This is a genomic window from Ectopseudomonas khazarica (genome assembly GCF_017915135.1).
GTDB lineage: Bacteria > Pseudomonadota > Gammaproteobacteria > Pseudomonadales > Pseudomonadaceae > Aquipseudomonas > Aquipseudomonas khazarica.
On record NZ_CP068551.1, the window covers coordinates 2,778,464 to 2,805,429 of the forward strand.

A 26,966-nucleotide genomic window follows, 5' to 3' on the forward strand; every position below is an offset into this window, starting at 1 on the left:
GCGTCAGCGTTCGGACAGGCCAGCGAAGAGTAGTCACTCCAGGGTTGCTAGCATGCCGTTTCGCGGATCCAGATGCGTGAATAGTCATCAGGCTCTGAAACAGGTGAGGCGTCTGTCCGCTATCGCACATAACTCCCTGACTCGCCAGGCGGAACTCCAAACTCTGCGCAATCAGTTCCTGTTCACTAACAAGTTTTTGCTTTTGATCGTGCCAACCATCATTGAGTTTCGGATATGGCCGCCGTATGGACGGTCCAAGGCTGGCTGTATCTGGCCGTGCGCTGATCTCTATTCGCGAGCTGTTGTCGGCCGGGAAATAAAGCAGGCTCTGGTACATGCCGCACATGCCTGAAAGGGCGCAGCAAAAAGGGGGCTCTGCCCCCCTTGGTTCATAGCAACCCAAGCTCAGCGAAAGATACGGTGCGCTGGCCTGCCACGATGATGTGATCCAGCGAGCGGACATCGACCAGCGCCAAGGCTTCTTTCAAGCGCTGTGTGAGCACCTTGTCAGCCTGGCTTGGCTCTGGATTTCCGCTTGGATGGTTATGCGCAAAGATCACTGCAGCTGCATTCAGACGCAGCGCTTCCTTCACCACCTCGCGCGGGTACACAGAGGCACTGTCGATGCTGCCGCGGAACATCTCGACGTACTGGATCAGGCGATGCTTGGCATCCAGAAACAGCGCTGAGAAAACCTCGTGCTCAAAGCCACCCAGCTTCGCGATCAGGTACTCCTTGACGAGCTCCGAAGATGTGAAGGCTGCACCTCGCTGAACCTTCTGATCGATCACCTTGCGAGCAGCATCCAGGATCTGTTCTGCAGTGGCAGGCAGATAGCGACCTTGCTCGTCGCGAATCATCAGAGAAGCGTCAAGGGCGAGAGAAAGCTGCGACATGATCATGCTCCAGTTGCTCGGGCGGAATTGCCCGGAACCGGTCAAGCACGGCGCAGCGCAGCAGTCAGGGGGCGATAGCCGGCCCAGCCGCATATGCGCGAAGCGCATGCAGCCCTTGACGGCGAGAACGCCGTGATAGGGTGAGAGGAAAAAGCAAGACCGCCATTCCACCAATCTTATAGACGCCACCAGCAAGCGCAGCGCGCAGGCTCTGCCGACACGGCGTAAAACGCCTAGAGGCGTTGTTGGCGAGCAGTAGAACTGCAGATGTGGCCTGCACCAACAACGAGAAAGGAACGAGGCTGGTCGCCACCTATAGCCAGTGCTCCATCAAAACGATTGGCAGACGGCCGCTACCGAAATATTCTCCGGTCTCTGGGCTAACGAAGTGCAAACAGTCAGTACGCTGACCCTGCACTCCGTTAGCTCAGAACCTTCCTTCCTGGTCTGTGTAAACAGGTCACTTCATTGGCATTTGCCATGGCTCAGGTCAGCCCTGACAGCTCGCTCCGGCGAGCGTCAGGGTCTTTCTGTGGCCAAAACAATCACCCGCGGTATAGATCTCGGCCTGCTCACCGCAGCGAATATGTGAGCACATACGCTGGTGGATACGACTCAGGAAACCTACCTCAAAAGCTCGCCTCTCAATAGCGCAGGGCAGCAGATCGCGTTCGGCGATCATTACTGCCCAGAGCCATCCGCTGCGGGCATTGTCGAGCCAGGTCTGGGCCAGTTTCACGCCCTGGTTGAACGCCTCTCTGCAGTCGGCAGCCCAGGCGATCTCCATACCTGGATGGCCATCATGAGGCGGAAGGTAGGTCATCACGCTCTTGCTCATCTGGCACTTCCTCGAACGTCAGAGAGGGCGCGGCGGTAGAGCACGACCATTTCATCGAGCAGAGCCAGCGCTGAATAAGCAGCGATACGCACGCGCAGATCCGCCGGCTGCAAGCCTTCGGGTTCAGCCAGCTGATCAAGCAGATTGCCGAGCATCACGCCACGCAGTTCAGCGGCAGCTTCAGAGGGTAGGGGAGAGCGTTCGGATTCATGCAGCGGGCTTCGCTGCAGCGGAAAAGGTACAACGCAGGATTCGAACTCAGCCATGGCGCACCTCCCGATCAGAGGTGGACAGCAAGAACTGAAGCCCAAGGCGGAGCTCTCTGGTAAAAAAGGGGTAGCGCATTTTCCTTATGCTCCTTGGTTCGATTAAGGAGCCGCCACCAATCGTTGCTACACAATATGGAGGCGGACCGCACGGGGGTAGCAAACCGGGAACCAAGGGAACCGGCCAGGCAAAAGCCTGCCCCGTACGGCCCGCCATAGAGACGCGATAACGCAGTGCCGAGGCACTGGCTATGCGCTATGACGCTGCCGCATCTTGGTTTCCTAGGTTGCTACACCCGGTCATGGGACTTACCACGACGGGCGCACTCTAGCCCGAGGGTTTCAGGATGGCAACCTACTGTGGCGTAGTTGGTGAGGTGTCGAGCCCTCAATCTTGCGGCCTGTGGGGCCGTTGGGTAGAGATCTCACTCCAGGTATGGCTAATGGCTTACAGCTTTGCTTCCGTAATCAGCGAGCCCATCAGCTACGCTGGTAATCAGCCTCTGGAGGAGTACGCCATGTCTGCCAAGGAAGAGCAGTTGATACAGTTGCTGGGCCTCATGGCTCGCAGCATGACCCACATGACCGCATCCGTAACCGCTATGGCCTTCGAACAGCTGCGAAGCCAGGATGCAGCACTGCAGAGTTCGGCCAAGCGCATGATCGGGCGCATGCAGGCTATCAATGAAGAGCTGGATCAGCAGTGGGAGTTGGTCGGCCAGCTAACCGGCCAGCGGGATCAAGAAGCGCTTGTGGAGGAGCTGGATATCTCTTCGGTTCGAGTTCATCGCAAAGCGGAGGCGTCTGGCACTCCATCAGTCGATGTTTTAGTCCGGCCGCATCAAGGGATCTCACGAACAGTACCATAGGGAACGTTCCGCAATTTGCTGCCCCCCCCCGAAATCTGGGGGCTGCAGCAAGCCTGATGCCGGTCGATTGCGGAACAAATAATGAGGTAAGTTATTGTTTTTAAGAGCATTAATTGGAGACTTAAAATCTCTCGCCAGCAATGGCGTGCCGGTTCGAGTCCGGCTTCGGCACCATCTAGCGAAACACGAGCTCTGGCGATCCCCAAGGTCCCCCTGGGGTCTCTTCTCCCGCCATCGCCGCAGAGGCAGGCAGCCGACTATCCAAACAGCTATCTTGTGCCTCGCTCAGGATAGCTAGTGACGCGCCAGCCTCTCGAATCTCCATGGCTTTCCTGCCCCAGAACCGACCTGGCCTCCGCGCTCACGCACCAGCGTCTCGTAGTCCTTACTCCATGCTGCACGGCACGAGAGTCGGCAGGTTCGTGTCAGATGCCGCACTGGCTGCCTTTCCAGTTCCGCGCAGGGTCATTTTTCATTTGATACGGCCACTGATTCAAGATAGCTTCATGAGTGATTGGTCGCGAAGCCCTCTGTAATCAAGGCTTTCATGGTCTTTTTTCAAGATAGTAGAGATTGTTTTTTGAGATAATCCTGCGTATGTCGCCATTTGCTCATCATGAACTCCAGCTTCTGAACCCTTCCTTCGCTTCGCCTCTGGTGGATGTGCTCAACGAGCTCGAGCACCTGCGGCGCCTGCAGCTACAGGGCAGTACGCCGTTGCCGGTGTTCTACCAGTTGAAAGGCATCTTCCACATGCTGGAGAGCCTGGGTTCGGCTCGGATCGAAGGTAACCACACGACACTGGCGGATTACGTCGAAAGCAAGGTCGAGGGGCGGCAGCAGGAGAGCGACCAGTTGCGGGAGGTCGCGAACATCGAACGGGCGATGGAGTACATCGAGAGCTCGATGAGCCCCGGAGATGCGCTGTCCGAGCATTTCATCCGCGAGCTGCATCAGCTTGCTGTCGACGATCTGGAAAGAGAGGGTGACCGCACACCCGGAGCCTATCGGTCGGGGGGCGTCCGTATTTCCCAGTCGCCCCATGTTCCACCGGATGCGGTTTCCGTCCCCGGTTACATGAGCGAACTGGTCGATTTCGTGAACCGGCCTGATCCATCCAAGTACGACCTGATGAAGGTGGCGCTGGCTCATCACCGCTTTGGCTGGGTCCACCCGTTCGGTAACGGCAACGGGCGCGTGGTGAGGCTGCTGACCTACGCGTTGCTGATCAAGTACGGTTTCAACGTGAACGTCGGTGGCCGGTTGCTGAATCCTACGGCGGTCTTCTGCAATGACCGTGAGCGTTACTACGCCATGCTTTCCGGCGCGGACAGCGGCACAGCGGAGGGCCTGGAAAACTGGTGTATCTATGTTCTGGAGGGTGTGCGCGAAGAGCTGGACAAGGTGGATCGCCTGACGGATTTCGAGTACCTGACCCGGCATATCCTCAATCCCGCCGTGGATATCGCGCGCAATCGCAGCCTGATCACGGCGACCGAGGAGGGCGTGCTCAAGCTCGCCATCAGGCAAGGCGTGGTGAAGTCTGCGGACCTGGCGCCTGCGCTGCCTGGGTTGACCGCCAATCAGCGGACCTACCAGCTGAAGAAGCTGGTCGACCAGGGCATGCTTCGCCCGGTCGCCGAGGGTTCCAGGCAGTACACGATCGGTTTCTCCAACAACTACCTGATCCGTGGCGTCGTCAAGGCACTACGGGACGAAGGCTTCATCCCGGAACCCGTCGTAGGCGTCTGACCTGCGCCAAGCCCCGTGACCGTCAGGCATCACGCTTGAGGGCGTTGCCCGAGCGCGGCCATTGTCATCTTTCCTTCTCCGCTCCGTCACATCGCTGCCACCGCGATTGGTTGCAATCGCAGCAAACCTCTGGAGGATGCTGCGATGCAGATAGGCGTGATTGGAGCAGGCTACGTGGGCTTGGTGACGGCGACCTGCTTTGCCGAGATGGGCAACCGGGTGATCTGCGTCGAGCGTGATCCGCAGCGGGTCGCGATGCTCTCCCGCGGTGAGGTGCCGATCTACGAACCGGGGCTTGAGGCGATGCTCAAGGCGCAGCTCGCCAGCGGCCAGCTCAGCTTCACCTCCCAGCTGCGCGCCGGCATCCGGCGCGCCGAGGTGGTGTTCATCGCCGTGGGCACGCCAAGCGGCGAGGATGGCTCGGCGGACCTGACGCATGTGCTGGCGGTTGCCGACGAACTGGGGGAACAGCTCGATCACAACTGCCTGGTCGTGGACAAGTCCACCGTGCCGGTCGGCACCGCTGGCCGGGTGGAGCAGCGTGTCAACGCGGGGCTGGTGCGGCGTGGGCTGCGCGCGCGCGTGGTGGTGGCGAGCAATCCCGAGTTCCTCAAGGAGGGCTCTGCCGTCGAGGACTTCATGCGCCCGGACCGGGTCATCGTGGGTTGTAACGACGAGCGTGGCCGCGAGCTGTTGCGCCGGCTGTACGCGCCGTTCCTGCGCAACCACGACCGCCTGCTCTGCATGGGCGTGCGTGCCGCCGAGTTCAGCAAGTACGCGGCCAATGCCTTTCTCGCCACCAAGATCTCCTTCATCAACGAGATGGCCGGCATCTGTGCGCGCCTGGGTGTGGATGTCGAGGAGGTCCGCCGTGGTATCGGCAGCGACCGGCGCATCGGCACCCACTTCATCTACGCCGGCTGCGGTTACGGCGGCTCTTGCTTCCCCAAGGACGTGAAGGCGCTGATCCGCACCGCCGAGCATGAAGGCATCGAGCCGGGCATCCTGCGCGCGGTCGAAGCGCGCAACGCGCTGCAGAAGACCCTGCTGTTCCAGGCCTTGCGCGAGCACTTCAACGGTCATTTCCAGGGGCGGGTCATCGCGCTCTGGGGCCTGGCGTTCAAGCCTGGCACCGACGACCTGCGCGAAGCGCCGAGCCTGGTACTGCTGGAGGCGCTGCTCACGGCGGGTGCGCGGGTCCAGGCCTGCGACCCGGTAGCCACTGCCGGCGTGGCTGCGCGCTACGCCGCTGCGGTCGAGTCGGGGCAGTTGCTGCTGAGCGATTCGCCCTATGCGGCGACCCAGGGAGCCGACGCGCTGGTGCTGGTGACCGAGTGGAAGCAGTTCCGTCAGCCGGACTTTCCACGCATACGCGGGGCGATGCGCATGCCGGTGCTGTTCGATGGGCGCAACATCTACGACGCGGCTCAGCTGGCCGAGCAGGGATTTTTGTACCGCGGCATCGGTCGGCCAGCAGTCGGCAGTTGTAAGGCCAGCGCGGCTTGATAGACTGGGCGCGCCATTCATCCTCCATCAGGGAGTCCCATGATCAAGAAATGCCTGTTCCCCGCTGCCGGTTACGGTACCCGCTTTCTGCCCGCCACCAAGGCCATGCCGAAAGAAATGTTGCCGGTGGTGAACAAGCCACTGATTCAGTATGGGGTCGAAGAGGCACTCGAGGCTGGCCTCAGCCAGATCTCCATCGTTACCGGTCGCGGCAAGCGCGCTCTGGAAGACCATTTCGACGTCAGCTATGAACTCGAGCACCAGATCAAGGGCACCGACAAGGAAAAATACCTGGTCGGCATTCGCCGCCTGATCGACGAGTGCAGCTTTTCCTACACCCGCCAGGTCGAGATGAAAGGCCTGGGGCACGCCATTCTGTGCGGCCAGCCGCTGATCGGCGACGAGCCGTTCGCCGTGGTCCTGGCCGACGACCTGTGCCTGAACCTGGAAGGCGACAGCGTGCTGGCGCAGATGGTCAAGCTGTACAACCAGTTCCGCTGCTCCATCGTCGCGATCCAGGAAGTCCCGCGTGACGAAACCTACAAGTACGGTGTGATCGACGGCGAGATGATCCGTGACGACATCTACCGCGTCAGCAACATGGTGGAGAAGCCCAAGCCGGAAGACGCGCCGTCGAACCTGGCGATCATCGGCCGCTACATCCTCACGCCGGATATCTTCGACCTGATTCGCAGCACCCCGCCTGGCAAGGGCGGTGAAATCCAGATCACCGATGCACTGATGCGCCAGGCCCAGCAGGGCTGCGTGATGGCCTACAAGTTCAAGGGCCAGCGTTTCGACTGCGGTAGCGCCGAAGGCTACATCGAGGCGACCAACTTCTGCTTCGAGAATCTGTACAAGACCGGCAAGGCGTTCTGATCCGCAGGCTGATCGACACGACGCCACCTTCGGGTGGCGTCTTGCTTTCAGGGGATCGGCATCTGCTCCGAACCCGGCCCCAGAGGCTGGCCGTAGCTGAACTCCACGTAGTTGCCTGCGGGATCGCGCAGGCCGCAGTAGAAGCCGACCGGGTAGGGCTCGTCGCGCGGCGGCCAGATCAGGCAGCCGTCGGCGGCGGCCATGGCGGCAATGCGCTCGACATCGGCGCGGCTTTCCAGCGCGAAACCGAAGTGGCTGTAGTCATCCGCGGCCAGATGCCTGTCCTGGCCACCGGGCATGATGACGAAGATGAACTGGTGTTCCTTGCCGGGTTCGGCCATCCAGACGATGCGCGTGCCCTTGCCCGGACGCTGGTGGATCACCTGCATGCCGCAGTAGCGGCGATAGAAATCGATGCAGGCGTCCAGGTCCGGTACATGGAGGGCAATGTGGGTCAGGGCAGGGCGCATGGCGTACACCTCCTGGACTCAGCTTAGCCGTTGGCTTTCGGGTATGCTGGCGACCTGTTCAAGGAGGCCGCAATGAGTTACGACTTCGATCTCTTCGTTATCGGTGCCGGGTCCGGCGGTGTGCGTGCGGCGCGTTTCGCCGCTGGCTTCGGGGCGCGCGTGGCCGTTGCCGAAAGCCGCTACCTGGGCGGCACCTGCGTGAACGTCGGCTGCGTGCCGAAGAAGTTGCTGGTCTTCGGCGCGCACTTCGCCGAGGATTTCGAGCAGGCCGAGGGCTTCGGCTGGTCGCTGGGCGCCGCGAACTTCGACTGGGCAACGCTGATCGCCAACAAGAACCGCGAGATCGAGCGCCTCAACGGGATCTACCGCAACCTGCTGGTCAACAGCGGGGTCAGCCTGTTCGAGGGCCATGCGCGCATCGTCGACGCCCACACCGTCGAAGTCGATGGCGAGCGCCACAGTGCCGAACGCATTCTCATCGCCACCGGTGGCTGGCCGAAGATTCCGGATATTCCCGGCCGCGAGCACGCCATCAGCTCCAACGAAGCCTTCTTCCTGAAAACGCTGCCCAAGCGTGTGCTGGTGGTGGGTGGTGGTTATATCGCGGTCGAATTTGCCTCCATCTTCCACGGCCTCGGCGCGCAGGCCACGTTGCTGTATCGCGGCGACCTGTTCCTGCGCGGCTTCGACGGCGCAGTACGTGAGCACCTGAAAGAGGAACTGAGCAAGAAGGGGCTGGACCTGCAGTTCAACGCCGATATCGCCAGCATCGAACGCAAGGCCGATGGCAGCCTGGCGGCGACGCTCAAGGATGGTCGCGTGCTGGACACCGATTGTGTGTTCTACGCCACCGGCCGCCGGCCGATGCTGGACAACCTCGGCCTGGAGAATGTCGAGGTGAAGCTGGACGAGCGCGGCTACATCGCCGTGGACGAGCAGTTCCAGACATCCACGCCCTCGATCCTCGCCCTGGGCGACGTCATCGGTCGCGTCCAGCTGACCCCCGTGGCGCTGGCCGAGGGCATGGCGGTGGCCCGTCGCCTGTTCAAGCCCGAGGAATACCGCCCGCTGGACTACCGCATGATTCCGACCGCCGTGTTCAGCCTGCCGAATATCGGCACCGTCGGGCTCAGCGAGGAACAGGCCATCGAGGACGGGTACAAGGTGAAGATCTTCGAGAGCCGTTTCCGGCCGATGAAGCTGACCCTGACCGACAACCCGGAGCGCACCCTGATGAAACTGGTGGTCGACGCCGACAGCGATCGCGTGCTCGGCTGCCACATGGTCGGCCCGGAGGCGGGCGAGATCGTCCAGGGCCTGGCCATCGCGCTGAAGGCCGGTGCGACCAAGCAGATCTTCGACGAGACCATCGGGGTGCACCCGAGTTCGGCCGAGGAGTTCGTCACCCTGCGCACGCCGGTCAGCCGCTGAGCGCAGCATGGAGCGACTTTTCTACATCGCCGACCTGTTCGGCGTAGCGGTATTCGCCATCACCGGCGCGCTGATGGCCGGGCGCAAGTCCATGGACCTGTTCGGCGTGCTGGTGATGGCCATCGTCACCGCGCTGGGCGGTGGCACCTTGCGTGACCTGATCCTGGACAACCATCCGGTCAGCTGGATTCGTGACGACACCTACATCCTGGTCGCATCGCTGGCGGCCCTGGGCACGGTCGCCTGGGTACGCATGACGCGACCGATTCACGAGAAGGGCCTGCTGATCGCCGACGCCTTCGGCCTCGCCGTGTTCACTGTGTACGGTACCGAGCTGGCGTTGCAGCACGGTACGCCAATCAGCACGGCGGTGATCATGGGCGTGATGACCGGGGTGGTCGGAGGCGTCATTCGCGACGTTCTGTGCAACGAGATTCCGCTGATTTTCCAGAAGGAAATCTACGCGACCGCCTGCATCGCCGGCGCGCTGACCTTCATCGCCCTGCGCATGCTGGGTACGCCGCACTGGGTGGACACGGCCGCAGCGATGCTGGTCGTGCTGGCCTCGCGTCTGGCTGCAATTCACTGGCACCTCGGGTTGCCGCGTTTTCATCTACTGGACAGGCATTGAGCATGATCGAACGACTGGATCACCTGGTACTGACGGTGGCGGATATCGACGTCACCGTCGACTTCTACGAGCGCGTTCTGGGCATGCGCCACGAGCGTTTCGGCGCCGGGCGCAGCGCACTGGTCTTCGGCCGGCAGAAATTCAACCTGCACCAGGCAGGGCGCGAGTTCGAGCCCAAGGCGGCCAGGCCGACGCCGGGTGCCATCGACCTTTGCCTGATCACCCAGTGGTCGATGGCGCAGGTGCTGGAACACCTGGCCGGGCAGGGGGTGTCCGTGGAGGAGGGCCCCGTTGCGCGCACGGGCGCCGTCGGGCCTATCGAGTCGGTGTATTTCCGCGATCCGGACAGCAACCTGATCGAAGTCAGTCGTTATCCCGACAACGGCTGAAACCGACGCCTGCTTCGCAGGCGCGGATGAAATTTCTTGAACCGATCGGCCGCCAGGCTGGTCAGGTTCTGTACCCAGTCTCTGAATTTGGTATGGAATCCATGATCAAGAAATGTCTCTTTCCCGCGGCCGGCTACGGCACACGCTTTCTTCCCGCGACCAAGTCGATGCCCAAGGAAATGCTGCCGGTGGTCGACACGCCGCTGATCCAGTACGGCGTCGAAGAAGCGCTCGAGGCCGGCCTGTCGGAAATCGCCATCGTCACGGGGCGTGGCAAGCGCGCGCTGGAAGATCACTTCGACATCAGCTACGAGCTGGAACACGAAATCTCCAACACCGGCAAGGAGAAGTCCTTGAGCGGTGTTCGCCAGCTGATCGATGAATGCACCTTTTCCTACACCCGCCAGGTGGAGATGAAAGGCCTGGGGCATGCCATCCTCACTGGCCGTCCGCTGATCGGTGACGAAGCGTTCGCCGTGGTCCTGGCCGACGACCTGTGCCTGAACCTGGAAGGCGACGGCGTACTGAGCCAGATGGTCAAGCTCTACGAACAGTTCCGATGCTCGATCGTGGCCATCCAGGAAGTACCGATGGAGGAGGTGTCGCGCTACGGTGTGATCGCCGGCGAGGCGCTGCGTGACGATATCTTCCGCATCGAGCGCATGGTGGAGAAGCCTCGGCCGGAAGACGCGCCGTCGAACCTGGCGATTATTGGCCGTTACATCCTGACGCCGGACATCTTCTCGCTGATCGAGCAGACCGAGCCCGGCAAGAGCGGCGAGATCCAGATCACCGACGCCTTGATGAAGCAGGCGCAACAAGGCTGCGTGCTGGCATACAAGTTCAAGGGCCAGCGTTTCGACTGCGGTTCGGCCGAGGGCTACGTGCAGGCGACCAATTTCTGTTTCGAGAACCGCCACAGGACGCACCCGGTGAGTGCGGCGAACGCACGCCTGAAGGCGGTATCGGCCTGAGCGAGCGGTTGCGTCTCCATCGGGCGAAAGCGCGTCGTGCTGCTCGACGCGCTGCCGCTCATGGGATCAGGCGCCCGATACTCGGCGGTGGCAGGTAGCATCCGCCCTGGGGCGCAGGACAGACGAGCAGGGTCATCTGGGGCTGGGGACGCGACATGATCAATGTGCCGGCCAGGCCGACAATCACGGTAACGGCGAGCAGCGTGCAGCAGGTGGAGGTCTTCATGGCGCACCTCAGGCTGGGCGCTTCACCTGCGGGGCAGGCCAGCGCGGTTGTTGTTGTGCCTTCACCTTAGGGCGCCTCGGAAAGAGCGTCCTCGTCCGAGTGAACTAGATCGCCTCCGTGCCTGTGCGCGCAGGCACTTGCCGCCTGCGGCGCGCGAATGCAGCGGTGCTCCAGCGCTCGGCGCGGAACAAGGTTGCTGTTCGAGTACGATGAGAGGGAGGGGCCAGAAGATCCCGCCGGGGGAGTTGGCGAGACCCTGGCCGTCACGCGCAGCCGAGCTGTCGGAGCTTCCTCGAGCAATCCGCCGCGCCAACGGGCGCCGTCTTCAGCCTTTCACCACATATTCATGGCGTTCGGCGTTCTCGTGCGGGACTTCGGCGGCATCGACATAGAACTGCTCGTACCACTTGCGCAGCTGGTAGACCGGGCCGTCGCCGTCACACAGCAGCGGATTGTCGACTCGGGTCTTGCTCTGCCAGATCGCCACATCCTCGTAGAAGGCGGCGCGCGCCTGCTCGACGTAGGCCATGGCCATGGCGCGGTTCTGCTCCTCGCTGAGGCCGGGGATTTTCTTCACCAGCACACCGTAGCGCAGGGTGAAACTGTGCTGGTTTATCGGCACATGGCAGTTGAGCAGGATCGAATGGATGGCCTGCCCGGCCATAGAACCGGTCATGTCAGTGATCTGGTAGGCAGGGCCATAGTAGGTGGCCACCGTGACCAGCTCGGCAAAGCTAGACGCCGGATCTGGAGTAATATCCACTATAGGCACAGGGGCAAACTAAGTGAGAGCAGGATTTTTAATTGTATTTTTATTATTAATCAATTCAAGTGCAGTGCGCTCAATGGAAAAAATTCACACTATCATTGATTACAATCATGGGCTTGCAATTTCTCTAGCCTTGAGTGATTTCAATGAAATTCAAAACATTGATCACGAAGGCTACTCTTTACTACTTGCCGAAGACTCAGAGTTTTATGTGGTGACTTTTTTTGAGTCTAATCTAGAGCAAGGTGTGAGGGGGGGGAGGGGGCAAAAGCGTCACTTACAAGCTTAATAAGCTGACACTTTTAATGGAAAAGCAAGAAATAAAATTCTCGAGGTAATTAAGCTGTCAAGCTCAAGGGAACCTCCAAAAACCTACCATCTCCTTTAAAATCCGTGCAGCCCCAACTCACAGGGCTGCCAGCCCATGCTAAGCCTATTTGCCGACCAGGAACGTGAAGCGAAACTCGACAGCTTGGGTGGTCCGTGTCTGCAGAAAAGTAACAACGTACTGCGACGTCGACGTCTCCCCGTCTTCAGTAGCAGCTGGCGTTAGAGTCCTGAATCAATGTAATGGCTTTTGAGGCCAGTTGCTCGGCATAGGCGGATGGGGTTAATCCTCCAAGTCCTTTCTTCGGTCGCTCTTCGTTGTATTCCCGTCGCCAGGACTCAATCACTACCTTGGCGTGCGGCAGGCTGGTGAACCAGTGCTCGTTCAAGCACTCATCACGAAAGCGTCCATTAAACGATTCGATGTAGGCGTTTTGATTGGGTTTTCCTGGCTCAATCAGGAACAACTTCACACCACGCTGATAAGCCCAGGTCAGCATGGCGCGACCACAGAACTCCTTGCCATTGTTCGTGCGGATGGCTTTGGGCAGCCCGCGTGACATGGCCAGGCGATCCAAAATGCGCGTCAACGAGTGCCCGCCTATGGCTCGCTCCGGCACGATGGCAACAGCCTCATGGGTGGCGTCATCCACTACAGTCAGGCTCTTGATGACACGCCCTTCAGCCGTGCGGTCAAACACAAAGTCCATCGACCAGACCTGGTTAGCTGCACGTGGCCGTCCCAGCGGTTGTCGATCCGCAATCGGGATCTTCTTGCGCTTACGTCGTTTCACCTGCAAGCGGGCTTCGGCATACAGCCGCTCCACCCGCTTGTGGTTAACCACTTCGCCAGCCTGGCGCAGCTTTAAATAGATCATCGCGGCGCCATAGCGACGATGCCGATGCGCTAGGGCCACAATGCGCTCACGTAGGCTCTGGTTGCGATCCGGTCTCGGCTGGTAGCGCAATGCACTGGCGCTCATGCGGATCACCTGAAGCGCCCGACGCTCACTCAAGCCACGTGCCGTCATGTGGCGCACCAGCTCTCGACGGGAGGGTGCGCTCACCACTTTTTTCGCAACGCCTCGCGGGTAACTTCGATTTCCAGCATCGATTCGGCGAGCATTTTCTTCAGTCGGGCGTTTTCGCTTTCCAACTCCTTCAGGCGCTTGGCATCCGACACGCTCATCCCGCCGAACTTGCTGCGCCAAAGGTAGTAGCTGGCCTCTGAAAAGCCGTGCCGACGACACAGCTCCTTGATCGGCAGTCCGGCCTCGGCTTCGCGCAGGAAGCCAATGATTTGCTCTTCAGTGAAGCGCTTCTTCATGTCCAATCTCCTGGGTACTGGGATTGGACTCTAAAGCTTGGCGCTACTCAAATCGGGGGAGACGTCGCCTTCTCAACTGGCACCATGTCTTGTACTGCGCCACTTACTCCGCGAAAGGCGGGAGTCGTCAATTTCAGACCTGGGCCAAGCACAGTGCACACTTGCTTGGGCTTATGGGGATAACCCCATTCCTTGGCTTCAAGTGGATTGTGGCGCCTGAAGCCCCTGACCTCAATAAACGAGTGTTCTGGAAGGGTAGTAACGGCATCGCCGGGCTCGTCCCGCCAGACATCTCTGAGTTTGGCGATAGGCCGGTTTTCTTCACGAATCAAGTCAAGGAGTGATCCATGCTGGGCAATCAGATTTCAGCATCCTTTGAGTACGTCACCAAGGTCGGCCAGGAGGTTGATAACCTCAGCACGTTGGTTACGGAGGAGATCAACCGGATGCTGTCGGAGCCGGATCTGGCCAGGCTCTTTGCCTCCGAGCACTGGAGTAACGATACTCGAAACTCCGATAACCAGTGGGTCAGCACCGATGTCATCTATGATATCCCGTTGATCATAAAGCCGAAGCGCAGCGCATCGATGTACTTGGGGTTCCAGATCAGTCTGGCGGGCGACGGCATCGCGACGGGTGGAAACCGCTTACCGTTAATCCATGTATTTTGCTGGGCCTATGGCCCGGCGGAGTTCCCTGGCTGCGCAATGATTTTCCCGCTTGAGCCGGGCGAGCAGTTGTTGGACTCTGGGTTGCTCTTTGTCTTCGAAGACCGGCCTGGCGCTCCGCGCTCATGGGCCTACTCAGTAGAGCTGGCACAGGTGAACACACTCGACGACGTCGCTCGCCTAATCCTCCAGCCCATGCGCAAGTTGTTGCTTGGGGCCGAGGCTCTAGAAGCGTTCAAGGGAGATCTCAAGGGGCTCGTGCGCTACGAGGAAATCGCTGATCAGCCCGGCTACTACACCGTCAACATTCTGGAACATTGACGGCTGGAGACTGTGAAATTGAACAGCCTCCCAAATCCTGGGCAGCCGCGGTATCGGCTCAGGGTAATAGAAGAGGGCGGCACACCCTGGCTGAGCCTCGGAGGGGAGGATTCGATGCTTTTGACTGTGCGCCCGGATACGACGCCAGAGAAAAACAGGAATTTCTCCATGCGTTCTACCGTGCAGAGCTGAAAAAACTCGTTCCGGAGCTGTTGGAGAAGTGGCAGGCCATCCTTGGGCGTTACGGTCAGCGCTTGGGGCATCAAACGCATGAAAACCAAATGGGGTACGTGCAACATCGAAACTCAGCGCATCTGGCTGAATTTAGAACTGGCGAAAAGCCCGTGCAGTGCCTGGAGTACACCCGTGGTTCACGAGCTGACGCATCTGCTGGAGAGCCATCACAACGAACACTTTACTGGGCTGCTTGACCAGCACTTGCCACCGTGGCGGACGCTGCGTGAGGAGCTGAACGGATCGGTGCTGGTTGAGTTCTAGGTTGCTCGCTGCTTTGCATGAGCCCATGCGTAACGTCAATTTCAGCAATCAGATCGCCATGTCCCACCAGCGCGCAGCAGCGCGGGTTAGGAGAAAAATGCGCGACTCGCTGATTGGCACACCAGAGCCCAATCGTAGGCATATGATCCAGAAGGGCTTTTTTGAATTCTCATCCTTGACGGAATTCTCCAGTTAGCTGACGTACGACACAGGAGCCACAGCAAGCCGGGAGGTGGTCATCGATATACATGATTTAACATAATATACATTATGCGAAGTATTGGGTTGGAAGAAACCACCAGGGGCGCCAGACAAAACACTCTGCGCACGCATGCAACCAACACATGAAAACAGATACCGCTACCGGCCTGAAACCTCCGCAGCACTACGGATGGTGGACGGCCAATGCGACAGGCATGATGAGGCCCATGAAATCATCGCCCAGATTCAGCGTTCCCTTTCTCTGGCTGATCCTGTTCTGCCCCGGTGCAGCCTGGATTGGCTGGCAGGACGGCGTTGCCAACTACGAACGCTTCTTCCAGGACACCAGCATCGCCCAGCGCATGCTCAGTCAGAAGACCGTGCAGCATGAGGCCGTCCTGGCAACGCTGGCGGCGTTGGCGAATCCGCCGGCGCCCGAACGCCTGTTGCCCAGCCTGCAACCAAGCATGCCGCAGTTGCAGGGTCTCGGGCTGTTTCGCAACGGCACCTGGATGGCAACTCAGGCAGCGCCTGCTGAACTGGCGAGAATACTCGAACGAGCGCGCCAACTGCAGCGGCCTGTCACCTTGCCTCAGGAACAGTCGCGCTACTGGCTGGTCGCGCCGTCAGGCTGGAGCCTGTTGCTGGATGCACGGCAATTGCTCTCCGCCGATGAATTCCCGCCATCACTGGGCGTGTTGACCCTGGACTTGGGCAACGGGCCGCTCACGCTGTTGGCCCGTCAGCCTGGGGACCTTTCCTTGGGTTGGACGTTCGACCTGCGCAAACCGCTGGGAGCCGTCAGCCAGCCCTTTGCCTTGCACAGCTGGCGGACCCTGACGCCAGCCGACTGGCCCTGGCCGGCATGGCTGACATGGGCGTTCGCCAGCGCTCTGCTGGCCGTTGCCGGCACGGCCTGGCAGCGCACGCGCGCCGAGGCTCGGCGACAGCAGGAGCAAGCCCGCCTGGCGCAGATGGCCCGCCTGGGTTCGCTGGGTGAAATGGCCGCAGGCATCGCCCATGAGCTGAACCAGCCACTGACGGCGATTCTCGCCCAGGTGCGTGCAGCCGAGCGCCTGCTCGACGAAGAGGACGAGCGCCCTGCCGTGCGCCAGGCGCTGCTTGCCAGCGCTGCCCAGGCACGCCGTGCGGCGGACATCATCCGCCGATTGCGCGATCTGGTGCAGTCCAGCTCGCCGTCGACGCGTGCAGCGGTGGATGCCGAGCAGCTGATGGCCTCGCTACTGTTTCTACGCGCCGAGGAGCTGGCCCGCCAGGGCATTCGCCTGAGCTGGTCCAATGCCAGCCCGGGCGAATGCCCGCTGGGCGATCGGGTCGCGCTCGAGCAGATAGTGCACAACCTGGTGCAGAACGCAGCTGACATGAGTGGCACCCGCAACATCCAGGTCAGTGGCGGCGTCGAGGACGATGCGTATGTGTTCCATGTCAGCGACGACGGTCCGGGCATCGCAGACGAAGCGCTACCACGCCTGTTCGAGCCGTTCTATACGTCACGCCAGCACGGCATGGGGCTGGGCCTGACACTGTGCGAGACGCTGGCCGGCGCCATGGACGGCCGCCTCAGCGCGCGCAACCTGGACACGGGCGGCGCCTGCTTCACCCTGCGCCTACCGCTTGCCGGAGCCGATGCATGAACGCCCTCTCCCATTCCCCGCTGGTTTACCTGGTCGACGATGATGACGCCGTGCGTGATGGCCTGGCCCTGCTGCTGCGCAGCGTCGGCTTGCGCAGCGAAAGCCATGGCGATCCGCAGGCGTTTCTCGCCACGCTGTCGGCGCAGTCGATCGGCTGCGTCGTGCTGGACATTCGCATGCCGGGCATGGGTGGGCTGGAGGTACTGGAACGGCTCGCCGAATGTTCCGATCTGCCGGTGGTGATGCTGACCGGGCATGGCAACGTCGATCTGTGTCGCCGCGCCTTCAAGGGCGGTGCCATGGAGTTCTTGCAGAAGCCCGTGGATGACGATGTGTTCCTGGATGCGGTGCAAGCCGCTGTACGTCTGCATATCGCCAGCCGGGAGCGTCAGGCCGTCAGCCTGGCGGCCAGCGAGCGCCTGGCGCGCTTGTCCGGGCGCGAGCATGACGTGCTGGTGCGCATTGTCACAGGCATGAGCAACAAGGAGATCGCGCGGGAGCTGGAGCTCTCGCCGCGAACCGTGGAAACCTACCGGGCCAACGTCTTCGACAAGCTCGAGGCCGACTCGCTGGCACAGCTGATCCGCCAGTACGCCAGCCTGCTGGATGAACCGTCTCCGTAGCGCTACGGAGAACGACGAGTAGTCGGGCGAATACCGCGGCGAGGGGCATGCGACCAGACTGGCGACTCCTGATCCGACTAAAAGGAAAGTCCCATGACTCGTTCGTCCCTAGCTGCCCTGCTCTGCTCGTTCGCCCTCGTCAACGTCGCCAACGGCGCGGTTCTCAATGAAGGCAATCTGTCGACGGCCGACGCGCAGAAGCTCGCCAGTGCGACCGTCGCGGCCTGCTCCGCCAAAGGCTACAACGTCAGCGCTTCGGTGGTGGATCGTGCCGGCCTGCTGAAGGCCTTTGCCCGCGCGGACAACGCCGGCCCACACACGATCGAGGCCAGCAGGGCCAAGGCCTTCACCTCGGCGTCGGCCAAGGCCCCTACGCTGGCAATCATGGAGAACGCACAGAAGAACCCCGGCGCAGCCAATCTCACCGATATTCCGGGTTTCCTGTTGCTGGGTGGCGGGGTTCCGGTCAAGGCCGGCGACACCGTCATCGGCGCCATCGGTGTCGCAGGTGCTCCGGGTGGCCACCTGGATGCACAGTGCGCCGATGAGGTTCTGGCAGCGAATGCCGGGTTGTTTCGCTAAGCAACCGTAACGCGAGTAGTCATTCGCGGCCTTGGCCACCGCCGGTTGCTGAAGCTGGCGGTGGCCTGGTCCCTGTCTCCCGGACAAAAAAAGACCGCACTGGAAGACCCAGGCGGTCACAAGTCGTCTTAACCAAAGGAGATGAAGTGGAGCCAGAGCAACGACCTTGTCACGGAGTCAACTGTCGCTGCCCAGGAATCTTCATCGGGACGAAGCCTACCGGGTGCATCCGCAAACACCCCATCGAAGTCATCGATAGTGATCATCAATCAGCTCAAATAGTGCCGCCGGCAGCATGGTGATAACTCTAAGCGCGCCCTCTGGGCCGGGCCTTACCTCGATGTGGGGCACGTTTAGAACAGCACACAAACACCGGGAGCACTCATGTACAGAAAACACGGTCTCGCGCTGGCCTGCAGCCTCGCGCTTGGTGGCCAGTTGGCGCACGCCAGCAGCCAGTCCGAAGCCAACGGTTTCGTCGAGGATGCCAGCCTCAACCTGTTGCTGCGCAACGCCTATTTCAACCGCGACTACAAAGACCGCACCAACGATGCCAAGACCTGGGGCCAGGGTTTCATCACCACCTTCGAGTCCGGCTTCACCCAGGGCACGGTCGGCTTCGGCGTCGACGCCTTCGGCCTGCTGGGCATCAAGCTCGACAGCGGTCGTGGACGCAACTACCGCGCCTTCTTCGACACCGACGGCGACGGTCGTCCGGTCGATGAGCTTTCCCAGGCCGGCGGTGCAGTGAAACTGCGCGTCTCCAACACCGTGATCAAGTACGGCAATCAGTTCCCTTCCCTGCCCGTTCTGGCGCATGACGACAGCCGCCTGCTGCCGCAGTCCTTCACCGGTACGCTGGTAACCAGCAACGAGATCGAAGGCCTGGAGCTGAATGCCGGGCGCTTCACCGCTGACAGCCCGATGGGCGACTCGGCGCGCGACCCCAACCGCCTGAAGAGCATCGATGTGCTCGGCGGCAGCTACGCCGTCAGCGATGACCTGAGTCTGGCGGTCTACCACGCCGACCTCGAGGACATGTACAAGCGTTACTACGCCAACGTCAATTACAACCTGGCACTGGCGGCCGATCAGGCGCTGAACTTCGACTTCAACATCTACCGCACGAAGTACGACACCGGCTCCAGCGCCGCGCTGGACTTTGGTGGCGACGGCGAAGGCGACCGCAACACCATCTGGAGCCTAGCCGCCAAGTACAGCGTCGGCGCCCACGCGTTCATCCTGGCGCATCAGCGTAACAGCGGCGATGCCGGCTTCGCCTACGACTACGGTGATGGCGGCAGCAGCATCTACCTGGCCAACTCCTACTACTCGGACTTCAACCTGAAGGATGAGCGGTCCTGGCAGGCCAGCTACGAGCTGGACTTCGCCGAGTACGGCGTGCCGGGCCTGCGCTACAAGTTCGCCTACGTCCGTGGCGACAACATCGACACCGGTAACGACAACGAGGGTACCGAGCGCGAGATCTTCAACCAGGTCAGCTACACCGTCCAGAGTGGCGCGGCCAAGGACCTGCACCTGCGCCTGCGCAACTCGATCTATCGTTCGAGCACCGATGTCGGTCCGGACCTCAACGAGATTCGTGCGTTCGTCGAGTACCCGCTGAGCATCCTGTGATGCCCCCTGCCCCGACCCTGGTCGGGGCAACCCTTCATGCCCGCAAGGCCTGTACGAGAGCCTTGGCCGAATCCTCGATCGCCGCTTCGTCGTAGGCGGCGAACCCCATCATCAGGCCGGGTGCCTGCGTATTGGCGACCCAGTAGCGCGACAGCGGTATCGAGCCGATGCCGGCCTCCTGCAAACGCTCGAACGCCAGCTGTTCATCCTCGACGTGCAAGCGGCAGGCGATGTCCATCCCCGCGCGAATCTCCGGCACATCGATCAATCCGCGCCAATGCCTGTGCGCGGCTTCGGCAAAGGCATCGGCCCGGGAAGCGTAGATCTTGCGCATGCGCCGCACATGGCGGTCGAAGTGCCCTTCGTGAATGAAATCGGCCAGCACCGCCTGCGCCAGGCCGTTGGCATGCCGCGACAACAGCGCCGAAGCGCGGGTGAACGGTTCGACCAGATGCTCGGGCAGCACCAGGTAGGCCAGGCGGATCGCAGGAAACAGCAGCTTGCTGAACGTGCCGGCCATGATCACCGAGTGCTCGGCGCCCGGCATGGAGCGCAGTGCCGGGATGGGTTTGGCGATGAAGCGGTACTCGCTGTCATAGTCATCCTCGAAGATATGACTACCCTGCTCCTGCGCCCATTGCAGCAGGGCCAGACGCCGTGCGGGCGACAGCTCGCCACCCAGAGGCGCCTGGCGCGAAGGCGTGACGTACGCCAGCCGCGCATCACGCGCCAGGCGCACGCCTTCATCGACCCTGAGGCCGGCCTGATCCACCGGCACGTCCACACGCCTCACACCGGATACCTCCATCAGCTGGCGTGCGCCCGGGTATCCCGGGTCCTCCATCCACACCTGCGATTCGCCCGGTGCCAGCAGCCGCAGGCACAGGTCCAACCCTTGCTGCACGGTGCTGAGCAGGAGAATGCGCGACGCTGAGACCTGCACCCCACGGGCAATGGCCAGGTAGCCCGCGACCGCCTCGCGCAACGCGGGCAAGCCCGCCGGATCGGAGTCCAGCAGCATGGACAGGCGCGAGCTGCGCAACTGCTGGGTATGCAGCTTGCGCCACAGGTCGATGGGGAAGGCCTTGATGTCGCCGCGATGAGGGAAGAAAGGACGCAGTCCACTGGGCAGCGTGCGTCGGGAGAAGATCGGATCGATCTCCGCCAGGCGATTCAACCAGGGCGTGTCGGGGGCGCTGCGGCTTTCCTTCACCTCGGCCACCACCTTGCGTCGGACGTATCCCGCGTTCAGCGTCGGGTCCGGCAGTACATCGCTGACGCGTGTCCCGCTGCCGGTTCGGGCCTGCAGGTAGCCCTCGGAAAGCAGCTGCTGATAGGCCGCCTGCACCGTGCCACGGGCCAGCTTGTAGTACTCGGCCATGGCGCGCGTGCTGGGCAGCTTACTGCCTGCGGGAAGACGCCCGAGGAGAATCGCGGCGCGCAGCGACTCATACAGCCAGCTCTGCAGGCTGACACCCTCTTCCGGCGTTCCCAGCGGCAGAAAGACTACCTCTGGCGGTGTTTTGTCGGCAGCCATGTGCGCTCCGAAGTGGATCAGTAATTCTTGCAAATATTGGATCAATACACTGATCCAATGCAACCGCACAATTCATCCCGTAGTCAGCCAGCACCTTTCTTCTTCGCTACGGGAACAACGACATGAAACAACGAATCCTGATCATCGGCGCCGGTTTTGCCGGCATGTGGAGCGCGCTGAGCGCCATTCGCCTGCTGGACCAGCACCAGCGTCTGGATGTGAGCGTCACCCTCCTCGCCCCGCAAGCCGAACTCCGCGTGCGCCCGCGTTTCTACGAAACCGACCTGGCTACCACCGTTGCCCCGCTCAGCCCGCTGTTCGATGCGGTCGGCGTGAATTTCGTGCAAGGCTGTGCGACGCGCATCGATGCCGCCGGCAAGCGCGTCATCTACCGCGAAACGGGCGGCGCCCAGGCCGAACTGAGCTACGACCGGCTGATCCTGGCCTCCGGCAGCCAGGTCGCCCGCCCTCCTCTGGCCGGTATCGACCGCTTCGCCTTCGATGTCGACAGCTTCGAATCGGCGCAAAAGCTCGAGGCTCATCTGCAGAGCCTGCGTGACAAGCCGGCCAGCCAGGCGCGAAACACCGTGGTGGTGGTCGGAGGCGGCTTCACCGGCATCGAAACGGCAACAGAAATGCCGGCGCGCTTGCGCGCCATCCTCGGCGACGAGGCGGATGTGCGGGTGATCGTCGTCGACATGGGCAAGCAGGTGGGGAGCGCGATGGGCGAGCAGATCGCCTCGGTGATCGCCGAAGCCAGCGATGCGCTGGGGGTCACCTGGAAGCTCGGCAGCCCGGTATCGATGGTCGACGAACAGGGCGTGCAACTCGACGATGGCGAGCGCATCGAGGCCAGCACCGTGGTCTGGACCGTGGGGGTGAAAGCCTCGCCACTGACCCAGCAGATCGATGGCGAGCGCGATGCCTTCGGACGCCTGCATGTCGACCGCAACCTGAAGGTACTGGGCCAGGACAGCATCTATGCCACCGGCGATACGGCCTATGCCGCCGTGGATGAGCTGGGCAATCATGCGCTGATGACCTGCCAGCACGCCATCGCCTTGGGGCGCTCGTCGGGGAACAACGCGGCGGCCGATCTGCTGGGTGTCGAAGCGATCCCCTACAGTCAGCCCAAGTACGTGACCTGCCTCGATCTCGGCGCCTGGGGCGCTGTCTTCACCGAAGGCTGGGAGCGCAAGGTGCTGCTGACCGGCCAGGAAGGCAAGGCCATCAAGACCGAGATCAACACCAAGTGGATCTACCCGCCGGAGGCCAAGCGCGATGTCGCGCTGGCGGCGGCCGACCCGCTGATCCCCGTCGTTGCCTGACCCGCTGCCAGCCCCGGACGCCCTGTGCGTCCGGGGCTGCGCCGTTGCGAGTTGCGTTGTCGGCCACGGCGACGCGTGCCGCTCGACAGCGCAACCACCTGACATCACACCCCCCAAGCGGTATATGCTCGAGGCCAGACCTGATTGCAGCCCCTGGCGACAGTCGCCTGGTCATACGGGCAAGGCCCTGCCACACCGCCACCCTCTGGCGAATCCGGGTCGAAGTGCCTTGTCGCGGGTCTTTGACTGCAGGAGAGTTCGCGTGCCACGCATCAATCGCCAGTACCGGCCGCAGGTATTCGGGCTGCTGCAATCCGCCATCACCAGCGCCATCGCGGCGTTGATCGCCAACCCCAAGGGGATGGCACTGGGTCCGTTCATGCTCAGCTGGAGCACGACCTGGTTACTGACCTGGCTGAGCATGATCCCGGTGGTACTGCTGGCTGCACCCTATGTCCGGCGACTGACCGATCTCATCGTTCAGCGCGAGGACTGAGAGTCCTCAGACCAGCCCGTACGAGTGGCTATCCTCGTCCGAAGCAGCCTGAATCTCGGCGCGTTCCTGCATGCGCTGGGCAATCGTCTCCTCCACTGCCTTCTGCTGCTCAGGCGGCATGGACTCGATATCTTCCTCGGTCAGGCCCATTTCCTTGAGTATGCGGTCGCGCATCTTTTCCGCCGGCGTCATCGCCATGTAGGCCTTGAACGCCTCGAGTGCGGCCTTGCCGTCGTCTTCCTCCTTCTTCTCCACCTGTCCCGAGCCGACGCTGGTTTCGGTCTGCTCATCGGCGCCGTTCTGCAGGGCTACCCGCAGGCGGGCAAACCCCTCTTCCGTGGCTTGTCTGGCCTGGAATTCGCGCTCCGACTCGGCATTCGCCGTGCGCACGGTTTTCCCGACCTCGCGTGTAACGAGCGCTTGTTCATCCTGCTGCTCGTTCTGCTTGCCGCGGAAACCGCTCAGCGACACGCCGCTGTAGTTGCCTACACCTCCAATGATACTCATGCCTCGCTCCTTGACTGAGTTGCAGTTGCCAGGGGCTTGGAATCAAGGCGCGTGCCAACATGAAAGAATGACGCAAGCCACTGAAAACACAGGGCTTGTTCGTTTCCAGCAGCGGCAATGGGAGGCAAGACCTTGCCGCTGGGCGGCAAGGTGGCAACGACGTCAGTGCGAGTCGCTGATCTGCCGGAAGGCGTCCAGCAGTGCCCGGGTGAGGTCGACCGAGGAGAACTTGGTCAGCATCGCGTTGGCACCGACCGAGCGGGCCTTTTCGGTATTCATGGTGCTGTCCAGTGAGGTGTGCAGCAACACGTAGGTATCGGCGATGTCGGCGCTGCGGCGGATTTCCCTCACCAGGCTGTAGCCGTCCATCTCGGGCATCTCGATGTCGGACACCAGTAGCTCGAAGGGCATGCCCGCCTGGCGATATTCATGCAGTTGCTGCAGCGCCGCCTGGGCACTGCGTACCGCCGTGCAGTCCAGGCCCAGCTGGCGCAGGACGTTGAGCGTCTGCTGCAGCGCGACCTGCGAATCGTCGACCAGCAGCACACGTCGTCCCTGCAGGATCTGTCCGTCCTGGCCATCGAGCAATTGCCCGACCGGCGCCTCTTCCAGGGCTGGCGTGATGTCGTGCAGCACCTTCTCGATATCGAGAATCTGCACGATGGCGCCGTCGATCTGGGTCACCCCGGTGATGAAGGCCCGGTTGCCGGAGCCTGCGGGCGGCGGGCGCACGTCGCGCGTGGAGCACTGCACGATGCGCTCGACGCTCTTCACGTGCAGCCCCTGACGCGAGCGGCTCAGCTCGGTGACGATCAGGCAGCCGTCGTCCTCGTCGGCGGCCCCGGCCTCGCCCGTGGCACGCGACAGGTCGATGACCGTCAGCGCGGAGCCACGCAACGTGGCGATGCCGCGCACGTTCGGCCCACGGTTGGGCAGTTTGGTCAGCGGCGGACAGGGAATGATCTCGTTGACCTTGAGCAGGTTGATTCCCAGCAGTCGGCCGCTATGCAAACGAAACAACAGCAGAGACAGCGCATCGCCGGTGATGAGACTCATGAAACGATCCTTGAACGAACGGTAGGCCTACCGGGTATAGCGACCAGCTGGCTGCGGACTTTAATCCGCAGCCAGTTTCAAGGCGACTCGCCCGCGGTTGGGGCAGGTTTCCATGTAGCGATGCGCCTCGACGAAGTCCTCGAAGTCGAACACCTTGTCGATCACCGGCGTCAGCAGGCGGTCGGCCGTCATCTGGTTGATGTGGGTGAGCGCGCGCTGCACCGCCTCGTTGTTGGGCTCGATGCCCAGTTCCGGGCAGCCGGTGAAGTCCAGCACGCAGTGGCGGAAGAACTGCAGGTGCTTCTTGAAGGCGGCGCAGGCCGGGAACGCGGTATCGTTGCCGCCGTTGATGCCGTACAGGATCAACTTGCCACGCGGCGCGGCGATGTCACCCAGCAGCTTCATCTGCGGCCCGGCGCACTGGTCGAGAATCACCTCGACGCCCTTGCCCTCGGTGTAGCGTTCGACTTCGAGCACCAGGTCCTGCTCCTCGGTCGCGATCACCTTGTCGGCACCGAGACCACGCAGGAACTCGCGATCATCCGCCGAGCTGGTGGAAACGATCACCTTCGCCCCCAGCGCCTTGGCCAGCTGCACGGTCTGCGGCGCCATGCAGTGGCTGGCCTCGGTGATCAGCACATGCTGCCCCGGTTTCAGGTGCGCCAGGTCGACCAGCGCCAGGTAGCCGAACAGCAGGCTGGTGTAGTGCACGCTGGCTTCCAGCGGACTGAGCACCTCGGGATAGCGGGTCAGGGCATGGCTGGGCATCAGCACCAGATCGCCCCAGGTCGGATAGCGGTTCGGCGTGCTGGCCGGGAAGCCGGCGACGGCGGTGCCGATCTCGAAATCGCTGACGCCTTCGCCCAGGGCGGCGATGGTGCCGGCCAGTTCGAAGCCGGTGCCTGCCGGAAGCTTGGCCTGCTCGGCCGCCAGGTTCTGACGCCACAATACGTCTTTCCAGCCCAGGCCGACTGCCTGAACGCGCACCAGCACCTCACCAGGGCCGGGCACAGGCGTCGGAACCTCTTCGTACTGGAGCACATCGGCATCGCCGAACTTATGAAAACGGATCATGCGGGACATCGCTTACCTCGAGCTTGATCGCGGATTAACACTTCAATGATTGTGGACTCTATCCGCTGTGCGACGGCGACACTATCAGACTCTATCGATAGTCTTCATGCCTGTCAGTGATTCAGCGACTTTCAATCCGCTGCGCACTGCCCGTACTATTTGTGCCGGCAAGGCTCTCATTTGCAACGCGGTGCTGACAAGGCCCGTGTCCCCTCGGATGGTACCTGGATGAACCGCAACGACCTGCGTCGCCTCGATCTGAACCTGCTGATCGTCTTCGAGACGCTGATGCACGAACGCAGTGTGACCCGGGCTGCGGAGAAGCTGTTTCTCGGCCAGCCAGCCATCAGCGCGGCGCTGGCACGCTTGCGCACGCTGTTCGATGACCCGCTGTTCGTGCGTACCGGGCGCAGCATGGAGCCGACGCCACGGGCACAGGAGATCTTCGCCCTGCTCTCGCCCGCGCTGGACTCCATCTCCACCGCAGTCAGCCGCGCTGCCGACTTCGATCCGGCTACCAGCAAGGCGGTGTTTCGCATCGGCCTCTCCGATGACGTCGAGTTCGCCCTGCTCCCCGCCCTGCTCCGCCGCCTGCGCGCCGAGGCACCAGGCGTGGTGCTGGTGATTCGCCGTACCAACTACCTGATGATGCCGGGGCTGCTGGCCTCCGGGGAGATCTCCGTGGGCGTGGCCTACACCGAGGAGTTGCCGGCCAACGCCAAGCGCAAGGTCCTGCGGCGCAGCAAGGCCAAGCTGTTGCGTGCAGACACCGTGCCCGGCGCGCTGAGCCTCGATGACTACTGCGCGCGCCCTCATGCCCTGGTGTCCTTCGCTGGAGACCTCACCGGCTTCATCGACGACGAGCTGGCCAAGGTCGGGCGCGAACGCCATGTGGTACTGGCCGTGCCGCAGTTCAACGGCCTAGCCACCCTGCTGGCGGAAACCGACATCGTCGCCAGCGTGCCGGACTACACCGCCGCGGCCCTGACCGCGGCCGGTGGCCTGCGCGCAGAGGACCTGCCGCTGCCGGCGCAGACATTCGAGCTGCACATGGCTTGGCGCGGCGCGCAGGACAACGACCCGGCAGAACGCTGGCTGCGTTCGCGCATCCAGATGTTCTGCGGTGACCCCGACAGCCTCTGAAAACGCACCATGCAGGTGCCGGCAGGAACTTTCTCGCACTATCATGACTCAAAATTGATAGAACTCTGTCTTTCATCATTCCTGATGAT

At 62.0% G+C, this 26,966-nt stretch carries 28 protein-coding genes, 1 tRNA gene and 1 pseudogene; 19 read left to right on the forward strand and 11 right to left on the reverse strand.

The window, feature by feature from the left end:
- Window positions 1–389: 389 nt before the first annotated feature.
- The 3 genes from radC to JLK41_RS13285 all read right to left on the reverse strand — a co-directional run bounded on the left by radC (window position 390) and on the right by JLK41_RS13285 (window position 2,000).
- Window positions 390–896: a RadC family protein gene (gene radC, locus JLK41_RS13275; RefSeq protein WP_210389104.1), complete on the reverse strand. Its 507-nt coding sequence runs from the start codon at window positions 894–896 to the stop codon at window positions 390–392.
- 490 nt (window positions 897–1,386) lie between these two features.
- Window positions 1,387–1,734, reverse strand: a complete 348-nt coding sequence (locus JLK41_RS13280; protein ID WP_210389105.1) for a LasR-specific antiactivator QslA — start codon at window positions 1,732–1,734, stop codon at window positions 1,387–1,389.
- The gene (locus JLK41_RS13285; protein WP_210389106.1) at window positions 1,731–2,000 is read right to left on the reverse strand and encodes a hypothetical protein; all 270 of its coding nucleotides are present in this window, start codon (window positions 1,998–2,000) and stop codon (window positions 1,731–1,733) included. Before JLK41_RS13285 ends, JLK41_RS13280 begins: the two co-directional genes overlap by 4 nt.
- Window positions 2,001–2,518: 518 nt before the next feature.
- On the opposite strand from JLK41_RS13285, the gene JLK41_RS13290 reads away from it, so the two are divergent.
- The 5 genes from JLK41_RS13290 to galU (JLK41_RS13310) all read left to right on the forward strand — a co-directional run bounded on the left by JLK41_RS13290 (window position 2,519) and on the right by galU (JLK41_RS13310) (window position 7,006).
- Entirely contained in the window at window positions 2,519–2,869 is a 351-nt protein-coding gene (locus tag JLK41_RS13290; RefSeq protein ID WP_210389107.1) for a hypothetical protein, read from the forward strand.
- Window positions 2,870–2,938: 69 nt separating this feature from the next.
- Window positions 2,939–3,043 (forward strand) — tRNA-Leu (locus JLK41_RS13295).
- Window positions 3,044–3,466: 423 nt separating this feature from the next.
- On the forward strand, window positions 3,467–4,621 hold the full coding sequence (locus JLK41_RS13300; RefSeq protein WP_210391231.1) for a Fic family protein: 1,155 nt from the start codon (window positions 3,467–3,469) through the stop codon (window positions 4,619–4,621).
- Window positions 4,622–4,765: 144 nt separating this feature from the next.
- Window positions 4,766–6,127, forward strand: a complete 1,362-nt coding sequence (locus JLK41_RS13305; RefSeq protein ID WP_210389108.1) for a UDP-glucose dehydrogenase family protein — start codon at window positions 4,766–4,768, stop codon at window positions 6,125–6,127.
- A gap of 39 nt (window positions 6,128–6,166) precedes the next feature.
- Window positions 6,167–7,006, forward strand: coding sequence for a UTP--glucose-1-phosphate uridylyltransferase GalU (galU, locus tag JLK41_RS13310; RefSeq protein WP_037056659.1), 840 nt, complete (start codon window positions 6,167–6,169; stop codon window positions 7,004–7,006).
- 47 nt (window positions 7,007–7,053) lie between these two features.
- On the opposite strand, the gene JLK41_RS13315 is transcribed toward galU (JLK41_RS13310), so the two are convergent.
- Window positions 7,054–7,476, reverse strand: a complete 423-nt coding sequence (locus JLK41_RS13315; protein ID WP_037056658.1) for a VOC family protein — start codon at window positions 7,474–7,476, stop codon at window positions 7,054–7,056.
- 72 nt (window positions 7,477–7,548) lie between these two features.
- Here JLK41_RS13315 and gorA point away from each other — a divergent pair, with 72 nt between their 5' ends.
- The 4 genes from gorA to galU (JLK41_RS13335) all read left to right on the forward strand — a co-directional run bounded on the left by gorA (window position 7,549) and on the right by galU (JLK41_RS13335) (window position 10,901).
- A complete protein-coding gene (gene gorA, locus JLK41_RS13320; protein ID WP_037056656.1) occupies window positions 7,549–8,907 on the forward strand; it encodes a glutathione-disulfide reductase in 1,359 nt (452 codons plus the stop codon).
- A gap of 7 nt (window positions 8,908–8,914) precedes the next feature.
- The gene (locus tag JLK41_RS13325; protein WP_037056654.1) at window positions 8,915–9,538 is read left to right on the forward strand and encodes a trimeric intracellular cation channel family protein; all 624 of its coding nucleotides are present in this window, start codon (window positions 8,915–8,917) and stop codon (window positions 9,536–9,538) included.
- Window positions 9,539–9,540: 2 nt separating this feature from the next.
- Window positions 9,541–9,927, forward strand: a complete 387-nt coding sequence (locus JLK41_RS13330) for a VOC family protein (RefSeq protein WP_037056652.1) — start codon at window positions 9,541–9,543, stop codon at window positions 9,925–9,927.
- A 101-nt stretch (window positions 9,928–10,028) separates the two neighbouring features.
- Window positions 10,029–10,901: a UTP--glucose-1-phosphate uridylyltransferase GalU gene (galU, locus tag JLK41_RS13335; RefSeq protein WP_175254054.1), complete on the forward strand. Its 873-nt coding sequence runs from the start codon at window positions 10,029–10,031 to the stop codon at window positions 10,899–10,901.
- A 58-nt stretch (window positions 10,902–10,959) separates the two neighbouring features.
- On the opposite strand, the gene JLK41_RS13340 is transcribed toward galU (JLK41_RS13335), so the two are convergent.
- Together JLK41_RS13340 and JLK41_RS13345 are read right to left on the reverse strand one after the other, a co-directional pair.
- Window positions 10,960–11,127, reverse strand: coding sequence for a hypothetical protein (locus JLK41_RS13340; RefSeq protein WP_156049331.1), 168 nt, complete (start codon window positions 11,125–11,127; stop codon window positions 10,960–10,962).
- A 325-nt stretch (window positions 11,128–11,452) separates the two neighbouring features.
- Complete coding sequence (locus JLK41_RS13345) at window positions 11,453–11,899, reverse strand: hypothetical protein (protein ID WP_425321821.1); 447 nt, start codon at window positions 11,897–11,899, stop codon at window positions 11,453–11,455.
- Window positions 11,900–11,912: 13 nt separating this feature from the next.
- Between JLK41_RS13345 and JLK41_RS13350 the strand changes: the two genes are divergently transcribed.
- Complete coding sequence (locus JLK41_RS13350; protein WP_210389109.1) at window positions 11,913–12,185, forward strand: hypothetical protein; 273 nt, start codon at window positions 11,913–11,915, stop codon at window positions 12,183–12,185.
- A gap of 244 nt (window positions 12,186–12,429) precedes the next feature.
- On the opposite strand, the gene JLK41_RS13355 is transcribed toward JLK41_RS13350, so the two are convergent.
- Window positions 12,430–13,550, reverse strand: a protein-coding gene (locus JLK41_RS13355; protein WP_210389110.1) for an IS3 family transposase whose coding sequence is annotated in 2 segments (ribosomal slippage) — window positions 12,430–13,292 and window positions 13,292–13,550 — 1,122 coding nt in all. Because the reading frame shifts where the segments join, the coding sequence is not laid out codon by codon here.
- 347 nt (window positions 13,551–13,897) lie between these two features.
- On the opposite strand from JLK41_RS13355, the gene JLK41_RS13360 reads away from it, so the two are divergent.
- The 6 genes and pseudogenes from JLK41_RS13360 (at window position 13,898) to JLK41_RS13385 (ending at window position 19,736) form a co-directional block, all read left to right on the forward strand.
- Window positions 13,898–14,539: a hypothetical protein gene (locus JLK41_RS13360; RefSeq protein ID WP_210389111.1), complete on the forward strand. Its 642-nt coding sequence runs from the start codon at window positions 13,898–13,900 to the stop codon at window positions 14,537–14,539.
- A 219-nt stretch (window positions 14,540–14,758) separates the two neighbouring features.
- Window positions 14,759–15,037 (forward strand): annotated as a pseudogene (locus JLK41_RS13365) (SprT-like domain-containing protein); the annotation flags it as partial.
- A 428-nt stretch (window positions 15,038–15,465) separates the two neighbouring features.
- Window positions 15,466–16,893 (forward strand): sensor histidine kinase, encoded by a 1,428-nt coding sequence (locus tag JLK41_RS13370; RefSeq protein ID WP_210389113.1) that lies wholly within the window; start codon window positions 15,466–15,468, stop codon window positions 16,891–16,893.
- Window positions 16,890–17,516: a response regulator transcription factor gene (locus JLK41_RS13375; RefSeq protein WP_134675837.1), complete on the forward strand. Its 627-nt coding sequence runs from the start codon at window positions 16,890–16,892 to the stop codon at window positions 17,514–17,516. Before JLK41_RS13370 ends, JLK41_RS13375 begins: the two co-directional genes overlap by 4 nt.
- A 93-nt stretch (window positions 17,517–17,609) precedes the next feature.
- Window positions 17,610–18,098 (forward strand): GlcG/HbpS family heme-binding protein, encoded by a 489-nt coding sequence (locus JLK41_RS13380; RefSeq protein WP_210389114.1) that lies wholly within the window; start codon window positions 17,610–17,612, stop codon window positions 18,096–18,098.
- A gap of 384 nt (window positions 18,099–18,482) precedes the next feature.
- Window positions 18,483–19,736, forward strand: coding sequence for an OprD family porin (locus JLK41_RS13385; protein ID WP_175254049.1), 1,254 nt, complete (start codon window positions 18,483–18,485; stop codon window positions 19,734–19,736).
- A gap of 34 nt (window positions 19,737–19,770) precedes the next feature.
- On the opposite strand, the gene pdxR is transcribed toward JLK41_RS13385, so the two are convergent.
- Entirely contained in the window at window positions 19,771–21,273 is a 1,503-nt protein-coding gene (gene pdxR, locus JLK41_RS13390) for a MocR-like pyridoxine biosynthesis transcription factor PdxR (protein ID WP_037047470.1), read from the reverse strand.
- A 122-nt stretch (window positions 21,274–21,395) separates the two neighbouring features.
- Here pdxR and JLK41_RS13395 point away from each other — a divergent pair, with 122 nt between their 5' ends.
- Both JLK41_RS13395 and JLK41_RS25365 read left to right on the forward strand, forming a co-directional pair.
- Window positions 21,396–22,601 carry an NAD(P)/FAD-dependent oxidoreductase gene (locus tag JLK41_RS13395; RefSeq protein ID WP_210389115.1) on the forward strand — a complete coding sequence of 402 codons (1,206 nt, stop codon included), beginning with the start codon at window positions 21,396–21,398 and terminating at the stop codon, window positions 22,599–22,601.
- A gap of 262 nt (window positions 22,602–22,863) precedes the next feature.
- Window positions 22,864–23,097 carry a DUF2798 domain-containing protein gene (locus JLK41_RS25365; protein ID WP_037047473.1) on the forward strand — a complete coding sequence of 78 codons (234 nt, stop codon included), beginning with the start codon at window positions 22,864–22,866 and terminating at the stop codon, window positions 23,095–23,097.
- A 6-nt stretch (window positions 23,098–23,103) separates the two neighbouring features.
- On the opposite strand, the gene JLK41_RS13405 is transcribed toward JLK41_RS25365, so the two are convergent.
- The 3 genes from JLK41_RS13405 to JLK41_RS13415 all read right to left on the reverse strand — a co-directional run bounded on the left by JLK41_RS13405 (window position 23,104) and on the right by JLK41_RS13415 (window position 25,743).
- Window positions 23,104–23,604: a hypothetical protein gene (locus JLK41_RS13405; protein ID WP_210389116.1), complete on the reverse strand. Its 501-nt coding sequence runs from the start codon at window positions 23,602–23,604 to the stop codon at window positions 23,104–23,106.
- Window positions 23,605–23,766: 162 nt separating this feature from the next.
- Complete coding sequence (locus tag JLK41_RS13410; RefSeq protein ID WP_037047478.1) at window positions 23,767–24,660, reverse strand: chemotaxis protein CheV; 894 nt, start codon at window positions 24,658–24,660, stop codon at window positions 23,767–23,769.
- A 60-nt stretch (window positions 24,661–24,720) separates the two neighbouring features.
- The gene (locus JLK41_RS13415) at window positions 24,721–25,743 is read right to left on the reverse strand and encodes a zinc-dependent alcohol dehydrogenase family protein (protein ID WP_037047479.1); all 1,023 of its coding nucleotides are present in this window, start codon (window positions 25,741–25,743) and stop codon (window positions 24,721–24,723) included.
- A 219-nt stretch (window positions 25,744–25,962) separates the two neighbouring features.
- Here JLK41_RS13415 and JLK41_RS13420 point away from each other — a divergent pair, with 219 nt between their 5' ends.
- Complete coding sequence (locus JLK41_RS13420) at window positions 25,963–26,877, forward strand: LysR substrate-binding domain-containing protein (RefSeq protein ID WP_037047481.1); 915 nt, start codon at window positions 25,963–25,965, stop codon at window positions 26,875–26,877.
- Window positions 26,878–26,966: the final 89 nt, after the last annotated feature.

Bases quoted from the DNA above. Each gene is read 5' to 3' on its own strand.
- radC (WP_210389104.1), bottom strand. From the start codon at position 896: ATGTCGCAGCTTTCTCTCGCCCTTGACGCTTCTCTGATGATTCGCGAC.
- JLK41_RS13280 (WP_210389105.1), bottom strand. From the start codon at position 1,734: ATGAGCAAGAGCGTGATGACCTACCTTCCGCCTCATGATGGCCATCCA.
- JLK41_RS13285 (WP_210389106.1), bottom strand. From the start codon at position 2,000: ATGGCTGAGTTCGAATCCTGCGTTGTACCTTTTCCGCTGCAGCGAAGC.
- JLK41_RS13290 (WP_210389107.1), top strand. From the start codon at position 2,519: ATGTCTGCCAAGGAAGAGCAGTTGATACAGTTGCTGGGCCTCATGGCT.
- JLK41_RS13300 (WP_210391231.1), top strand. From the start codon at position 3,467: ATGTCGCCATTTGCTCATCATGAACTCCAGCTTCTGAACCCTTCCTTC.
- JLK41_RS13305 (WP_210389108.1), top strand. From the start codon at position 4,766: ATGCAGATAGGCGTGATTGGAGCAGGCTACGTGGGCTTGGTGACGGCG.
- galU (WP_037056659.1), top strand. From the start codon at position 6,167: ATGATCAAGAAATGCCTGTTCCCCGCTGCCGGTTACGGTACCCGCTTT.
- JLK41_RS13315 (WP_037056658.1), bottom strand. From the start codon at position 7,476: ATGCGCCCTGCCCTGACCCACATTGCCCTCCATGTACCGGACCTGGAC.
- gorA (WP_037056656.1), top strand. From the start codon at position 7,549: ATGAGTTACGACTTCGATCTCTTCGTTATCGGTGCCGGGTCCGGCGGT.
- JLK41_RS13325 (WP_037056654.1), top strand. From the start codon at position 8,915: ATGGAGCGACTTTTCTACATCGCCGACCTGTTCGGCGTAGCGGTATTC.
- JLK41_RS13330 (WP_037056652.1), top strand. From the start codon at position 9,541: ATGATCGAACGACTGGATCACCTGGTACTGACGGTGGCGGATATCGAC.
- galU (WP_175254054.1), top strand. From the start codon at position 10,029: ATGATCAAGAAATGTCTCTTTCCCGCGGCCGGCTACGGCACACGCTTT.
- JLK41_RS13340 (WP_156049331.1), bottom strand. From the start codon at position 11,127: ATGAAGACCTCCACCTGCTGCACGCTGCTCGCCGTTACCGTGATTGTC.
- JLK41_RS13360 (WP_210389111.1), top strand. From the start codon at position 13,898: ATGCTGGGCAATCAGATTTCAGCATCCTTTGAGTACGTCACCAAGGTC.
- JLK41_RS13370 (WP_210389113.1), top strand. From the start codon at position 15,466: ATGAAATCATCGCCCAGATTCAGCGTTCCCTTTCTCTGGCTGATCCTG.
- JLK41_RS13375 (WP_134675837.1), top strand. From the start codon at position 16,890: ATGAACGCCCTCTCCCATTCCCCGCTGGTTTACCTGGTCGACGATGAT.
- JLK41_RS13380 (WP_210389114.1), top strand. From the start codon at position 17,610: ATGACTCGTTCGTCCCTAGCTGCCCTGCTCTGCTCGTTCGCCCTCGTC.
- JLK41_RS13385 (WP_175254049.1), top strand. From the start codon at position 18,483: ATGTACAGAAAACACGGTCTCGCGCTGGCCTGCAGCCTCGCGCTTGGT.
- pdxR (WP_037047470.1), bottom strand. From the start codon at position 21,273: ATGGCTGCCGACAAAACACCGCCAGAGGTAGTCTTTCTGCCGCTGGGA.
- JLK41_RS13395 (WP_210389115.1), top strand. From the start codon at position 21,396: ATGAAACAACGAATCCTGATCATCGGCGCCGGTTTTGCCGGCATGTGG.
- JLK41_RS13405 (WP_210389116.1), bottom strand. From the start codon at position 23,604: ATGAGTATCATTGGAGGTGTAGGCAACTACAGCGGCGTGTCGCTGAGC.
- JLK41_RS13410 (WP_037047478.1), bottom strand. From the start codon at position 24,660: ATGAGTCTCATCACCGGCGATGCGCTGTCTCTGCTGTTGTTTCGTTTG.
- JLK41_RS13415 (WP_037047479.1), bottom strand. From the start codon at position 25,743: ATGTCCCGCATGATCCGTTTTCATAAGTTCGGCGATGCCGATGTGCTC.
- JLK41_RS13420 (WP_037047481.1), top strand. From the start codon at position 25,963: ATGAACCGCAACGACCTGCGTCGCCTCGATCTGAACCTGCTGATCGTC.